The following is a 14,744-nucleotide window of genomic DNA, read 5'->3' on the forward strand; positions in this document are numbered from 1 at the left end:
TCTCGTGCAACAATAGTTCGTCTATGAAAAACAAGAATGTACAACAAAAAAGCAGCGGGATCATCCCACTGCTTTTTGTATTAGTATTATAACTTTATTGGAAAAGGACGGCGTACTCACCGTATCCTTCTTTTTGCAAGTCTTCTTTGGGTACAAAACGAAGTGCCGCAGAGTTGATGCAATAACGCATTCCACCTGCTTCGGCAGGACCATCGTTGAACAGGTGACCTAGATGGGAATCGCCCTCACGACTTCTCACTTCGGTACGAATCATGAAGTGGCTGAGATCGGTTTTTTCTTTCACGTTGTGGTCACGCAATGGACGTGTGAAGCTCGGCCAGCCACAGCCGGAGTCGTATTTGTCGGTAGAACTGAACAATGGCTCGCCAGATACGATGTCCACATAGATACCATCACCGTGGTGATCCCAGAATTCGTTATGGAATGCAGGCTCGGTTGCGCTGTTCTGCGTAACTTCATATTGAAGCGGCGTCAAACGCTCTTTCAGCCCGTCTTTATCCACGTTACCGGTCCAGTTGCGTTCGATGAAATCTACACGTCCAGAACCTTTGCTGTAGCGTTTGTAATGGGCAGGGTTCTTCCGGTGATAATTTTGGTGATGTTCTTCCGCTTCATAGAACGGTTTGGCTGGCAAAATCGGAGTGAAGATTGGTTTGTCAAAACGTCCGCTTTGTCCCAGCTCCGCTTTGGAAGCTTCCGCAATCTGGCGCTGTTCTTCACTGTGATAGAAGATGGCCGTCTGATAGGAAGATCCACGGTCATGGAATTGCCCGCCTGTATCCGTAGGATCAATCTGCTGCCAGAACAGTTCAACCAGTTTCTTATAAGGGAAGATGGCAGGGTCAAACGTAATTTGTACAGCCTCTACATGTCCTGTTGTCTCCGAGCAGACCTCTTCATATGTTGGATTCTCGGTATGTCCTCCTGTATAACCCGATACGATCTTATGAATACCGGGCAGTTCTTCAAAGGGGGATACCATACACCAGAAGCATCCGCCTGCAAAAGTTGCTAACTCACTTGAATGTTGTTCCATGCTATAGTCACTCCATTTCTGATGAAGATTTAGCGCTCGTGTTCGAGCTCCAGCAATCTACCGTTTTATTAAACTTGTTACACAAGCATTAGGCTTGCTCTTCTATTATATCCTGAATTGGCAAGCCAACCAAGCCGGAATGAAAACAAGCTGAATCTGAACGGTTTGCGAATTCTAAATTCAGACTTTGTTGCGTGATCGAAAGCGAAATAAGAGCAGAACAATGGCCATGAACACCAGATATGCGGCAAGGATGGCCAGGCTCAGCCAGATGGAGGTTTCAGCTTGTGCACCTGCATAGGCAAATACAAAAATCGCTGGCATTTTCCCAATGGCCGTGGCAAGCATGAAGACCCAGAATGGTGTGTACGTTATACCTGCGTAGATATTAACGGCCATCTGAGGCACGATCGGCAACAGTCGCATCGACATGACACCCATGAACGGATGTGCTTCCATCCATGTGGTAAAACGGTTTAGACCCCGAATGCGTTCGAGGTACGATCTCGCCTGATGTCTGAAGATGGTTCTTGCTCCGCCATACACGAGCATGGCTGCAAGTGTGGTGCCAAGCCAGCATATCCAGGCTGCCGTGGTGGTACCGTAACTGTAACCAAAGGCGATAATAACAAACTTATAAGGAATTACAGGCACAAGAGCAAACAATGTTGCCATGGCGAGTAACAGAGGAATGGACTGATGAAGATCGGTCCAGGCCAGTAGTTCATATCTGTAAATAAACGTGACTCCTGCAAGTAAAACATATAACAGAAGCCATAACCATTTTCGCAAAATCCCAAACGCTCCTTTCAGATCAGGCAGGTCTGGTCGTGTCCCGATCTGTACTGCTGTTCCTCCTCAGTTTACCACGTTCGCCCATTGTCTGAACAATTCGTGCGAAGTCTGCTGCAATCACTGGCAAGTTGCTGTCCGAAGGGTTACACTATAGGACGTGGAAATATAGAACCGAACTGAAGGTGGAATGATCATCATGGAAACAACCCAACGTAAACGAGTTGCAATTATCGGCCTGGGCGATATTGCACGTAAAGTATATTTGCCGCTGTTAACAGCTCATCCGAACGTGGAGATTGTAGGCATTATGAACCGATCTCCGGAGCCGGTCAAAGCCGTTCAGGAGGCGTATCGATTAGAACGGGGAACAACGGATCTGAAAGAACTGTTGTCCTGGGACTTGGATGCGGTGTTTGTACATACAGCAACGGAAGCGCACTTTGACATTGTCATGCAATGTCTGGAACAGGGATTAGCCGTGTACGTAGACAAGCCGTTGTCCTATACGATTCGGGAGTCGGAAGAGATGACTGCTTTTGCCGAGGCACAAGGGCTGCTACTGGCAGTGGGCTTCAACCGCAGATTCGCACCGATGTACCAAAAAGGGAAAGAATGGATGCAGGGTGGAAAAGGTTTTGAATCCTTGACAGTGACCAAACATCGTACAGGCATTCAGGATCGTCCTGCGGCAGAAACCATCTATGATGATCTCATCCATATGCTGGATCTGATGTTGTGGTACTCGGATCATAATGTGGAGTTGCTTCATCAATGGATTCGGAAGAATGATCTGGACAGACTGCTACATGCAACAGGAACGGCCAAGCTGGGCAGAACAGCTTACGGTCGATTCGATATGGTGCGTGAGGCTGGGGCAGACCTGGAGAAGATCGAATTGCATGGTGGTGGACGCTCTGTTGAAGTGGTGAACATGGACACGATCCGCTGCATGGAACAGGGGAGTCTGGAAACCAAAGAAACGTTCGGGAGCTGGGACACCGTGTTAACACGCAGAGGTTTTAGCGGAGCAGTTGATAATTTCCTGGCTTGTCTGGACGCGCCTGATGATTGCCTGATCAGTGCAAGTCACGTCATGGACAGTCATGAACTGGCGGAACAATTGATTCGCAAATAATTGCAGAATACACATACGGAGGAATACAAGTCATGGATGAATATGAAAAGGAACGTAATAAACAGATCGAGGAAGCTGTTGTAGAAACCTATAAACAGGAAGAAGAGATGATGATCCTCGTATTTGCCCAGTGGTGTGTCAATAATGGTTTGGACCCGGAAGAGATGTACCGGCAAGCCTACCCGGATCAGCAAAGCAACGAGCGTTTGCAGCAGGTGCAGAAGCTGATTGTATCCAAGGAGGAAGCCGGTGAGATCCCGGATGATACGGTACTTGGCGTGTTGTCCATGTTTGGCAATGAAGATCTGGCGATGGTTGTATCCGAGGCCATAGCCGCGCGCAAATAAGTTCAACTTACGTATACTAATATGATTACATCTGTTCCCGGTGAATGACGCGGAATTCCTTCGGGGACATGCCGAACCGGGAACGGAATACCCGATGAAAATAGGTATAGTTGTTAAAGCCGGAAGACTCAGACACTTGCTCCAGGGTCATTGGACTGAAAATAATTCGTTCCCTGGCCATGTTCAACCGTACGTCAAGCGTGTATTGCATGATGCTTTTGCCAAACGCTTCTTTGAAGAGATGAACACCCCGTGAGACACTGATGCCAATATGTGTTGCCACATCATCCAGCTTGAATAAAGAGGAAGCGTTTTCTTCAATGTAATTCTTGATCTCATAGGCCACATAATTGGTGTTGGTTATCGTTGGATGCTCCGCGAGCAGACGATCCACTTCGAGACATAAAATTCGCATATAATAACTTGAAATTTCCGGATAAGGATTGGAGATGCGGCGCTGTTCCAGCACGAGTTGTCGAAACAGGACCAAGAGGCTTTCCGTCAGTTCGACTTTGATTCGGGTCGGCCGTTTGTGACGCTTCCACCACTCATCCACCCAGGAACCATTAAAGAAGATGTGATAGTCGCCACTCTCCACCAGTCGTTCTCCCATCGGATTGGTTTCATTGTCAATTCTCAGCTCATAGGGCTCGTCAGGATCAAAAAGAAGCAGATCGCCCGCATCTATCAGGGACATGTCCCCGTCTATGCGTGCACGGCAACGTCCGTCTGTTTGCAGTCTTAACAGGTAGTTCTTCACCCCTTCAGGCTGCACCATAGCGTAGGGTTTACGATGAAATGAAAAGCCTGCTGTAAGAACTTGGCAGGATTGATCTGTCGGCATGGGCATACTCCTTGCAATTTGAAAATTATGACCAGATAGTTCATGTTTCAATCATATTATTCATTTTAATTGAAGCTGAAACGGAATACCATAGTATTAGATTCAAGGAACAGGAAACATCCAACAAAACATATGTATCTCAACCATTCAAACGCAGATTTTAACCATGCGTAAGGAGATGAACGTCACAGTGGAGAAAATGAAAGCAGGCATCATCGGGTGTGGTAACATCAGCGCCATCTACTTGGAAAATCTCAAAAACAACCCGGTCATTGAAGTCGTGGCTGTTGCGGATTTGATTCGTGAACGCGCTCAGGAACGGGCAGATGAATTTAATATCGCAAACGTTTACAATGTAGATGAGTTGCTGCAAAATAACGAAATTGAACTTGTGTTGAACCTTACGGTTCCTGGCAGTCACGCGATGACCGATCTGGCTGCACTCGAAGCAGGCAAACATGTGTATGCCGAGAAGCCGCTGGCCATTTCTCTTGAGGATGGTCGCAAGGTTGTTGAGTTGGCTGAGGAAAAGGGATTGTATGTTGGTTCTGCACCGGACACCTTCCTTGGTTCAGGCATACAGACAGCTCGTAAAGCCATTGAGGATGGGCTGATTGGCAAGCCGGTTGCAGCGACTTCATTCTTCATGGGTGGAGGACCAGAAGCTTGGCATCCTAATCCGGAGTTCTTTTATGTCGCAGGTGGCGGACCGATGTTTGATATGGGACCTTACTACCTGACCGCTCTGATTACGTTGCTTGGACCGATACGCAGAATCAGCGCCTCGGCAGGCATACAGATTGCAGATCGCAAGATTGGCTCTGGGCCGAAGGAAGGTACAGCACTGCAAGTAGAGACGCCTACCCACTTGGCAGGAACCATTGATTTTGCAGAAGGTGCCATTGCAACCATGATTACCAGTTTCGATATTCGCGGAGCTTCGGATCTGCCACGTATTGAAATCTATGGTACAGAAGGTACGCTTAGTGTACCGGATCCCAATTATTTTAACGGGGAAGTGAAGGTTCGCAGATACGGTCAAGACACTTGGGAGACGGTCAAACCAGTCTTCGAAAGTGGACAAAACGAACGAGGCATCGGCGTAACGGAAATGGTTGAATCCATTCGTGCCGGACGGGAACACAAAGCCAGTGGCAAGCTAGCTTATCACGTACTGGAAGCCATGCATTCATTCCAGCGTTCTTCACTTGAAGGCAAGCATGTACATCTGGAGAGCAGCTATGATTCTTTTGCAGTAACTCGCACAGTTCAAACTGAGATTGAAACCGTGGAATCCCACTAGTCTGAGTAAAAAGTGTTCCAAGCTTGATGCTCTTACGGGTGATGCAGAATAACCAGTATTCTTACGTTCAATTTCAGGATAGAAACACTCTCGATTTTCCACACTAATCAAACAGGCATGTGATCTGAACGGTAATTGTATACAGTTCAATATTCATGAATTCAGCAATCATACGATATCTAATCCAGGGAGGAATCGCACTTGAAACTCGGCGTATTTTTGGTACTATTCGGAGGACGTAAATTGGAGGATGCTCTTGATTATGTAGCATCCAAGGGATTAAAAGCAGTAGAGATCGGAACAGGCGGACATCCAGGCAATGCACATTGTAAGCCAGATGAGTTGTTAAGCAATCCTACAGCATTGAAAAACTTCAAAAATGCAGTGGAATCACGCGGTTTGACCATCAGTGCACTCAGCTGTCACGGTAACCCGCTACATCCGCAAAAGGATATTGCCAAAGGATTTCACGATGATTTTGTTAAAACGGTAGAACTGGCTGAGAAGCTGGAAGTACCTGTAGTGAATACATTCTCCGGTTGTCCGGGAGACCATGAGGATGCCAAATATCCCAACTGGCCTGTTGCACCATGGCCGAATGATTTCCAGGAAATCCTGAAGTGGCAGTGGGAGAACAAAGTTATCCCTTACTGGACAGAGTGGGGTAAATTTGCAGCAGATCGTAACGTAAAAGTTGGATTGGAGCTGCACGGTGGATTCTCCGTTCATACTCCAGCAACGTTGCTTAGACTGCGTGAAGCAGCAGGTGAAGTGATCGGAGCCAATCTGGACCCAAGTCACATGTGGTGGCAAGGTATTGATCCGGTTCAGGCAATTCACATCTTGGGACGTGAAGGAGCCATCCATCACTTCCATGCCAAAGATACAACGATTGATCCGGTAAACGTGAACAAACACGGTGTAACGGATATGCAGGACTATACCAATATGCTGGATCGGGCTTGGCAGTTCCGCTCGGTTGGTTATGGACATGATAACAAGACATGGGCAGACATTATGAGTGCCTTGCGTCTGGTCGGATATGATTATGTAGTAAGTATTGAGCACGAAGACGGTCTGATGTCGGTTGAAGAAGGATTCTCTAAAGCCGTGCAAAATCTCCAGCAAGTATTAATCGAAGAACCGCTGGGCGATATGTGGTGGGTTTAGAGTTACACTAGGGGGAAATTGAATATGATCAACGTCACCATTTGGAATGAATTTGTCCATGAGAAAATTCACGATGAAGTAAGGGAAGTCTACCCGGATGGTCTGCATCGAGCACTGGCTGACGGACTTGGCGGCGAAGGCTTTGCTATTCGTACAGCTACACTGGATCAGCCTGAACACGGATTAAGTGATGAAGTGCTGAATTCCACAGATGTGCTTATATGGTGGGGACATATGGCACATGATCGCGTAAGTGATGAGATCTCACAGAAGGTTGCGCAACGAGTGCTGAACGGCATGGGGATGATTGTGCTCCATTCAGGTCATTTCTCCAAACCATTCAAAGCGCTGATGGGAACAAGCTGCGATCTGAAATGGCGTGTAGCTGACGAGCAGGAAATTGTATGGTGTGTTAACCCATCTCATCCGATTGCGGATGGCATCGAAGGCAAGATTGTATTGGAAAAAGAAGAGATGTACGGTGAATTCTTCGATATTCCAGTGCCGGATGAACTGGTGTTTGTAAGCAACTTCCAGGGTGGGGAAGTATTCCGGAGCGGATGTACGTTCCGGCGTGGTGAAGGTAAAATCTTTTATTTCCGACCAGGTCATGAGACGTATCCGACCTATTACAAACCGGAAATATTAAGAGTAATCAGTAACGCAGTGAAATGGGCATATCCTGCCCGCAGTTTTAAGCCGGAATTTGGCAAGAGTGAACCTGTAAGACCATTTGGTGGCGTGCTGGTTTAATTCATAATTTGCTTCGTGAAAGAGATATATCAGTTCAACTAACATTTACACATCAACGGAGAGGGCAGAAATAACTTGAAGAAGCGGAGCGTGCGCCTTTATCCCCGGATTTTTTTCCTTTAGAAAGAAATCAAAAAAATCTGGGGATAACAGTGATCGGAAAGTTGTTCTGACATTGAAGTGCTAGTGTAGATATTCTTTAGTTGAACTGATATAGATAACGTAAACGCAAGCATATACCCAGGAACCCTTCTCCGAGTCAATGATGACTGTGGCAGTTGGGTTCTTTTTGGGTAAGATAGTACTATGGGGAAGTTATACGATATTTCCCATGGTTACGACGCAGCGTGTAATGTATACTGGGATATATGATCCATTTTGGATATTATGCTTCTAAAATTTAAACTTTTTAGTTGCAGGCGTTTTCTTTGAAGCTTAAATATGTTATTATGAAATATACTAACAAAATGTAAGTTGAGTGATCTCTAAAGAGGTGATTAATGTGGAAGGTCAAGACTTGCGGATGTGTCCGCGTTTTGAGACGGCGTTTTCTTTTTTGGGCAAGCGCTGGAATGGTTTAATTATTCAAACGTTGATGAGTGGTTCGAAGCGATTCAAGGATATCTCCAATCTGATCCCATCCATGAGTGATAAGATGTTATCCGAACGGATGAAAGATCTGGAGGGTGAAGGTATTCTGGTTCGTCACGTCTATCCCGAGACGCCGGTTCGTATTGAATATGAACTGACGGATAAAGGTAGAGCGCTCCAGCCTGTCATGAATCAAATTCAAGACTGGGCTGAGCAGTGGGTTGACTAACGTATAAGCATCACCCGCATTCGTTGCATGAATGACATAGACTCCTGATTTCCGTGGAAATCAGGGGTTTTTGTCTTAAGGATTAGGTGGAGCGGCGTTTTTCTCTTGGGCTATGCACATGTTGTCATGAGTTGTAGTATAATCTATAGAAAATGGCCACAGACGGCCGGAGCGAAGGAGGCCCACTCGTCATGAGAGAAGAAAGCTTATCCCGTGAAGTACGCTACGGCAAGAAAGATATTGCAGAACTTGAGAGCGCATCCATTCAGGTCCATCTAATTTACAAAAAAGCTGCAGAGTTATTCAAGCGCACAGCATATTCCCGATCGGTTAAGGATGATCTTGCCCAATTGAATACGCATTCTGTGAACAGCGATGGTCCGAGATTAGCTCCGGCGGTGCTGCAAAAATGGATTCAAACGTCCAGGGGCTGGAAGTGTATCGGATGTGAGCTGGGGCAACCTGATTCAACGATGTCTCAGATGGAAGAAACTATCCATGGTAAGCAATGGGTTCTGGATGTGGGAGAAGGTCGGCTGGTTCAGGCAGAAATGCTGATTCAGGCGGTTGTCTGGTCTCAATATGAGAAGATTCGAATGTTTGCACCATGGCTTGGTGATGAACCCTTTTATAGCGTGCAGGAATTGGATGTCATTGCCCGTTATATTGTGCCTACCTATTTCTCGGAACGACCTTTGCATGAGCAAGGCAAGGTATTCAAGGTACATCAACAATATGGGCAGATTCCGTTGTATCAGGAGTATGTAGATGCACCTTCATGCTGCGTACAGGTGGATGGTGGATTACTTGAAGGGCGATTGCTGACAGGGGTATATGTGTCTGAGGAGCAGTTCTTCGGACTTAATCCATATCTGAAAGATGGCGATGGAGGACGGACATACATGCAGGCTTGTGTCCAATGATAACGCAACCAATGATAACGTGAAAATAATTTAGATTGGAGAGCCTGTGTGCAGGCTCTCTTTCTTGTACAAGCCTTATTTGGAGGCGGAACCCTATAAAAGTAACGGCTTTGACACTTTTTTTTGCCGAAGGTTGTGCCATAATAGAGGTTATGGACAACAGGGTGAATGATTTTACGCAGGGTGGTGTTACCTACATGATGAAGAAAATCCCCGGTTACATAGGTGTATGTTTGCTCCTACTGGCGATCTTGGCTGGTTGTAGTGAGACACAGCCTTCTGAGCAGCCAATTGTCAAAGAGACAGAAACAGCGAATACAATTACAGTGGCTGTAGATGGCAGTACGTTTTTGCCTGATGCAACAAAGTCCATTAAGCGAGATTTTAGTGAGGGTTTGACAATCAAAAAAGCATTACTCAATAGCGGACTGGTTGATTTTACGGCAGATGGCAAACGGATTCAATCCGTCGGTGAAGTTTCTCTGGATTCTTCGCTTAGCTGGGCTGTCAAATTAAATGGCAAGGATATTGAGCAGGAAGATTGGGACATGGAGCTTCATGCCAAAGATGAAGTGATCATTTACGTGAAAGCCGCTGACAGTGGGGGGGATGGCGTTGCATATCAGACAACGTTACTCAAGGTTAGCGGTGGAAACATTATGCCAACTCTTAATCGTCAATATGCTGGCGTCTATGTTCAGGAGTGCACAGTTCGCGATGTGTTGAAGTCCAGCGGCATTGTAAGAATGTCGGAGAATAACAAATTTGTCGTTTCGGTCGAGAATGTCACACCTCGTATGAATGAGCGGTGGGTCATTATGGTGAATGACAAAGAATTAATGGAAAATGGCCTCGACATGAAATTGAATCCACGTGATGCGGTAAAGCTTGAATTGACCAATGCATCCTAAGTATACCAAGAAGCCCAATCTCTTTTTAGAGAGATGGGCTTTTTTCATTGAAATATATAAGCAATTTCCGATTGCATAGTCAAATATTAAATACGACAGATCTCGTTCGGGCAAAGCTCACAGTGACAGATCCCTTGCAGCATCTTCAGATCTTTGATGACAATCATGCCATTGTCATATTCAATCCCATCTTTCTTACGCAGGTCGCTTAACATGCGGTTTACACTTTCACGAGTGGCTCCAATCATATTGGACAGATCCGTGTGGGTAATTTTTTTGTGAATAATGACATGCTCTCCATGAGGCTCACCATACGAATTCGACAACCGAATGAGGGTGGAGCAGAGTGCACCCGGTTTGCCGTATAACATGAGATCCCGGAATTTGGTCTGTGTCAACCGGTGGTGGATGCCCATCCATTTCATAAAGTCGATCGCAAAGTCACAATGCTGGCATATTAACATCTCCAGGTCTTTATGCTCCAGTACACCGATCTCACTATCCTCTAATACTTCCGCAGAGAAGCTGTGTTTAGAGCCAAAGAAGGGATCAGCCTGCCCAATCATATCACCGGATTGATACATGTACATGATCAGTTCCTTGCCTTCATCCGTGGATTTGGTGATCTGGGCACGACCCCGTTTCATATAATAAAGTTTGTCAGAGATATCGCCTTCCCAGTACAGATGTGTACCTTCCGGATAGGTTCTATCTTTCATGGTAACCAACAGATGGTTGAAATTTGCTTCCGAGAAACAGTTGGTATTACCGCGCTTTTCTAGTACAGTTGTTAGTTCTCTCATAAGTCTATCTCCCCTTTGTGTCCATCGGACGACCTTCTGTAATAAGCAGTAGCCTCCGAGGTTCGCCGCAAACCGTTGCCGTCCTGATCAGGGTCATCTCGGCCGGGAAGAAGGACGGTACAAATTGCGGTGGTTCAATTTTTAAGTTCAGTATATACCTAATCTTACCGTTTGAGGGGGAAGGAAAGGGGGCAAAAATGACGAAATTTCAAACATTGTGATAAAATTCACTTTTAATGGGGAGGATGAATTTTACAGCCCTATATTTTAAATAGGAAGTGAAAATGGTCGTATGAAGGACACTACAAAACTTAAATTAAATTTGTTATACTTTGTGAAAAAAATCACATAATTAAGTTTATTGTCATGTTACGATGTGAATGTAAACGAGAGAGACAAACTAATACGAACCTTTAGGAGGATGAGGGAGATGGCTGTAAAGAACGAAGTCGCCCCAGCAAAAGAACCGACAGCAGGTCAGTATATTCAAACGTTAATCGACAAAGCGAATAAAGCACACGCTGCATTCATGAAGATGGACCAGAAGCAGATTGACCGGATTGTGCAAGCGATGGCGCTTGCGGGTCTGGATAAACACATGATGCTCGCTAAGATGGCCGTAGAAGAAACAGGCCGCGGAGTATATGAGGATAAGATCACCAAAAATATATTTGCAACAGAATATGTGTACCACAGCATCAAGTATGACAAAACCGTAGGTGTGATTGAAGATAACGAATATGAGAGCTTCCAGAAAATTGCGGAGCCGGTCGGCATTATTATGGGGATTACACCCGTTACCAATCCAACATCAACGACGATGTTTAAAGCACTGATCTCCATCAAGACGCGTAACCCGATCATCTTTGGTTTCCACCCATCTGCACAGAATTGTAGCCGGGAAGCTGCCAAAATCCTGCTGGAAGCGGCTGTGAAACATGGTGCACCAGCAGATTGTATTCAATGGATTGATGATCCTTCCATGGATCGTACAAACGAACTGATGAATCACAATGATGTGGCTCTCATTCTGGCAACAGGCGGATCAGGCATGGTACGTGCAGCGTACAGCTGTGGTAAACCTGCACTGGGCGTAGGACCGGGTAACGTACCTTGCTTCATCGAGAAAAGCGCGGATATCAATCAGGCAGTAACGGATTTGATCCTGTCGAAGTCTTTCGATAACGGCATGATCTGTGCTTCTGAACAAGCGGTCATCATTGAAGAACCGATCTTTGATCAAGTGAAGAAAAAAATGATTGCGAACGGCTGTTACTTTGTTAACAAAGATGAAGCAGCAAAATTGACAGCGGGTGCGATTAATGCCGAGAAATGTGCGGTGAACCCGGCGATTGTTGGTCAATCTGCGGTAAGCATTGCGAAATTGTGCGGTATTGAAGTTCCAGCAGGCACCAAAATTCTCGTGGCCGAGATTGAAGGGGTAGGTACAAAATTCCCATTGTCGGCTGAGAAATTAAGCCCGGTACTGGCTTGTTACAAAGTTAAAACGGCAGCAGAGGGAATTGAACGTGCAGCAGAAGTGGTTGCTTTTGGCGGCATGGGTCACTCCTCGGTTATCCACTCCACAAATGAAGAAGTGATTGGCAAATTCGCAGATCGTCTGCAAACTGGACGGATTATTGTGAACTCACCATCCACACACGGTGCCATCGGGGATATCTACAACACAAACATGCCGTCATTGACACTGGGATGCGGATCATACGGACGTAACTCGACTTCTTCCAACGTAACCGCTGTGAACTTAATCAATGTGAAAAGGGTGGCTCGCCGTACCGTGAATATGCAATGGTTCAAAGTGCCGAACAAAGTCTATTTCGAAAAAGGGGCAACGCAGTATCTTGCCAAAATGCCTGACATCACACGTGTAGCGATTATTACGGATGCCATGATGGTGAAGCTTGGATATGTTGAAAAGGTAGAACACTATCTGCGTCAACGCCAAATGCCAGTAGCGATCGAAGTATTCTCCGATGTTGAGCCAGATCCATCCACAACAACGGTAGACCGCGGAACCGAAATGATGCGCCGCTTCCAACCAGACTGCATTATCGCACTCGGCGGTGGATCACCGATGGATGCTGCCAAAGCCATGTGGTTGTTCTATGAATACCCAGACACGGACTTCAACGACCTGAAACAAAAATTCATGGATATCCGCAAACGGATCTACAAATATCCACGTCTCGGCGTAAAAGCGAAATTTGTAGCGATTCCAACCACATCCGGTACAGGTTCTGAAGTGACCTCGTTCGCTGTTATCACAGACAAAAATCAAGGTAACACCAAATATCCATTGGCCGACTATGAGCTGACACCAGACGTAGCGATTGTTGATCCGGAGTTTGTATACTCCCTGCCTAAAACAGCTGTTGCCGATACAGGTATGGACGTACTGACGCATGCGATTGAAGCTTATGTATCTGTTATGGCAAATGATTACACGGACGGACTTGCGATCAAAGCCATTCAACTGGTGTTCCAATACCTGGAGCAATCGGCACTGCAAGGAGATAAACTGGCACGTGAGAAAATGCATAATGCTTCCACGATTGCAGGTATGGCGTTTGCCAACGCATTCCTGGGCATTAACCACAGCTTGGCGCACAAATGGGGCGGTCAGTATCACACCGCACACGGACGCACCAATGCGATTCTGATGCCACACGTCATTCGTTACAACGCGAAAAAACCGACCAAATTTGCATCATTCCCGAAATATTCGCACTTTGTAGCGGATGAGCGGTATGCCGAAATCGCCCGCATCTTGGGATTGCCTGCTCGTACGACAGAAGAAGGCGTAACCAGTCTCATCAACGCCATTCGTAACCTGAACAAAACATTAGGCATTGAAGAATCGTTCCAGGAAATCGGCTTTGATGCCAAAGACTTTGAAGCACATGTAGATTATCTGGCAGACCGTGCCTTCGAAGACCAATGTACAACCGCCAATCCGAAGTTACCGCTGGTAACTGAACTGGCTGATGTATACCGCAACGCTTTCTACGGAAAGTTTGAATAATAAACTTAGAACGACGCGTGCCTTACGGCAAGAAGATCAGGGTTCCCCAAATGGGGAGCCCCGATTGCCGTCTTTCACACAATAACGAGAGGGCAGAAAAACAGAAGAGCAAAGCATCTGTTTTTCAGGGGTTATTCTAAGATTTGGTTTGCTCCGAGCATAGAGGAGCAAAGGGTTCTAGAGAGGTTACACGGAATCCGTGACGTGGCTGTTTGAGCCAGATGTTCACACAATAACGAGAGGGCAGAAAAACAGAAGAGCGAGCATCTGTTTTTCAGGTTTTATTCTAAGATTTAATTTGCTCCGAGCATAGAGGAGTAAAAGGTTCTATAGAGGTACACGGAATCCGTGAGGTGGCTGTTTGAGCCAGATGTTCACACAATAACGGAGTGGGCAGAAAAACAGCAGAGCAAAGCATCTGTTTTTCAGGAGTATTTTAAGATTTGGTTTGCTCCGAGCGTAGAGGAGCAAAGGGGTTCTCAAAGAGGTTACACGGAACCCGTGATGGGGCCGTTTGAACGAACCCTTTACACGACAACGGAGGGGCAGAAATAACCTGAAAAAGCGAAGCGTTCGCCTTTATCCCCGGATTTTCCCTTTTCAAAAGGGAATCAAAAAAATCTGGGGATAACAGCGATTGGAAGGTTGTTCTGCCACGCAGTGATCCTGTGTAAAGTTTCAATTTCAATGGGACACAGCGCAGGTGGAGTGAGTTAGTTCACTGACTTTGTGACAAAAATCACAGATGATGAAAGCCCCAAGTCGTATACTGAAAATGTAAGAAAAACATTCATCCCGCGGTTCCGGTTCCCAAGTAGAGAGAACATGTTCCGGTTTATG

General features: G+C 46.1%; 13 protein-coding genes. 9 read left to right on the forward strand and 4 right to left on the reverse strand.

What is annotated here, in order from left to right; translation table 11 throughout:
* Positions 1-94: 94 nt before the first annotated feature.
* Together msrA and ACE04G_RS30470 are read right to left on the reverse strand one after the other, a co-directional pair.
* On the reverse strand, positions 95-1,057 hold the full coding sequence (gene msrA, locus ACE04G_RS30465) for a peptide-methionine (S)-S-oxide reductase MsrA (protein ID WP_036614455.1): 963 nt from the start codon (positions 1,055-1,057) through the stop codon (positions 95-97).
* A gap of 180 nt (positions 1,058-1,237) precedes the next feature.
* Complete coding sequence (locus ACE04G_RS30470) at positions 1,238-1,849, reverse strand: TVP38/TMEM64 family protein (protein WP_221822185.1); 612 nt, start codon at positions 1,847-1,849, stop codon at positions 1,238-1,240.
* Between the two features lie 199 nt (positions 1,850-2,048).
* Here ACE04G_RS30470 and ACE04G_RS30475 point away from each other — a divergent pair, with 199 nt between their 5' ends.
* Complete coding sequence (locus tag ACE04G_RS30475) at positions 2,049-2,987, forward strand: Gfo/Idh/MocA family protein (protein ID WP_221822178.1); 939 nt, start codon at positions 2,049-2,051, stop codon at positions 2,985-2,987.
* Between the two features lie 32 nt (positions 2,988-3,019).
* Positions 3,020-3,334, forward strand: a complete 315-nt coding sequence (locus ACE04G_RS30480) for a hypothetical protein (RefSeq protein ID WP_036674958.1) — start codon at positions 3,020-3,022, stop codon at positions 3,332-3,334.
* Positions 3,335-3,359: 25 nt separating this feature from the next.
* Here ACE04G_RS30480 and ACE04G_RS30485 read toward each other — a convergent pair whose 3' ends face one another.
* Positions 3,360-4,178 carry an AraC family transcriptional regulator gene (locus ACE04G_RS30485; protein WP_221822176.1) on the reverse strand — a complete coding sequence of 273 codons (819 nt, stop codon included), beginning with the start codon at positions 4,176-4,178 and terminating at the stop codon, positions 3,360-3,362.
* A 190-nt stretch (positions 4,179-4,368) separates the two neighbouring features.
* Between ACE04G_RS30485 and ACE04G_RS30490 the strand changes: the two genes are divergently transcribed.
* From ACE04G_RS30490 to ACE04G_RS30515, 6 genes are all read left to right on the forward strand, one after another.
* On the forward strand, positions 4,369-5,481 hold the full coding sequence (locus ACE04G_RS30490; RefSeq protein ID WP_091028759.1) for a Gfo/Idh/MocA family protein: 1,113 nt from the start codon (positions 4,369-4,371) through the stop codon (positions 5,479-5,481).
* Positions 5,482-5,682: 201 nt separating this feature from the next.
* On the forward strand, positions 5,683-6,651 hold the full coding sequence (locus ACE04G_RS30495; RefSeq protein WP_036674961.1) for a sugar phosphate isomerase/epimerase family protein: 969 nt from the start codon (positions 5,683-5,685) through the stop codon (positions 6,649-6,651).
* 24 nt (positions 6,652-6,675) lie between these two features.
* Complete coding sequence (locus tag ACE04G_RS30500; protein ID WP_017687549.1) at positions 6,676-7,404, forward strand: ThuA domain-containing protein; 729 nt, start codon at positions 6,676-6,678, stop codon at positions 7,402-7,404.
* A 523-nt stretch (positions 7,405-7,927) separates the two neighbouring features.
* Positions 7,928-8,224 (forward strand): winged helix-turn-helix transcriptional regulator, encoded by a 297-nt coding sequence (locus ACE04G_RS30505; protein ID WP_221822238.1) that lies wholly within the window; start codon positions 7,928-7,930, stop codon positions 8,222-8,224.
* 191 nt (positions 8,225-8,415) lie between these two features.
* Positions 8,416-9,147, forward strand: a complete 732-nt coding sequence (locus tag ACE04G_RS30510; RefSeq protein ID WP_221822175.1) for a hypothetical protein — start codon at positions 8,416-8,418, stop codon at positions 9,145-9,147.
* Positions 9,148-9,344: 197 nt separating this feature from the next.
* Positions 9,345-10,058 (forward strand): hypothetical protein, encoded by a 714-nt coding sequence (locus ACE04G_RS30515; RefSeq protein ID WP_221822171.1) that lies wholly within the window; start codon positions 9,345-9,347, stop codon positions 10,056-10,058.
* Between the two features lie 86 nt (positions 10,059-10,144).
* Here the strand turns inward: ACE04G_RS30515 and ACE04G_RS30520 are convergent, their stop codons facing one another.
* The gene (locus tag ACE04G_RS30520) at positions 10,145-10,861 is read right to left on the reverse strand and encodes a Crp/Fnr family transcriptional regulator (protein ID WP_036614443.1); all 717 of its coding nucleotides are present in this window, start codon (positions 10,859-10,861) and stop codon (positions 10,145-10,147) included.
* 430 nt (positions 10,862-11,291) lie between these two features.
* Between ACE04G_RS30520 and adhE the strand changes: the two genes are divergently transcribed.
* Entirely contained in the window at positions 11,292-13,904 is a 2,613-nt protein-coding gene (gene adhE, locus ACE04G_RS30525) for a bifunctional acetaldehyde-CoA/alcohol dehydrogenase (protein ID WP_076333275.1), read from the forward strand.
* Positions 13,905-14,744: the final 840 nt, after the last annotated feature.

This window comes from Paenibacillus sp. AGC31, assembly GCF_057334655.1.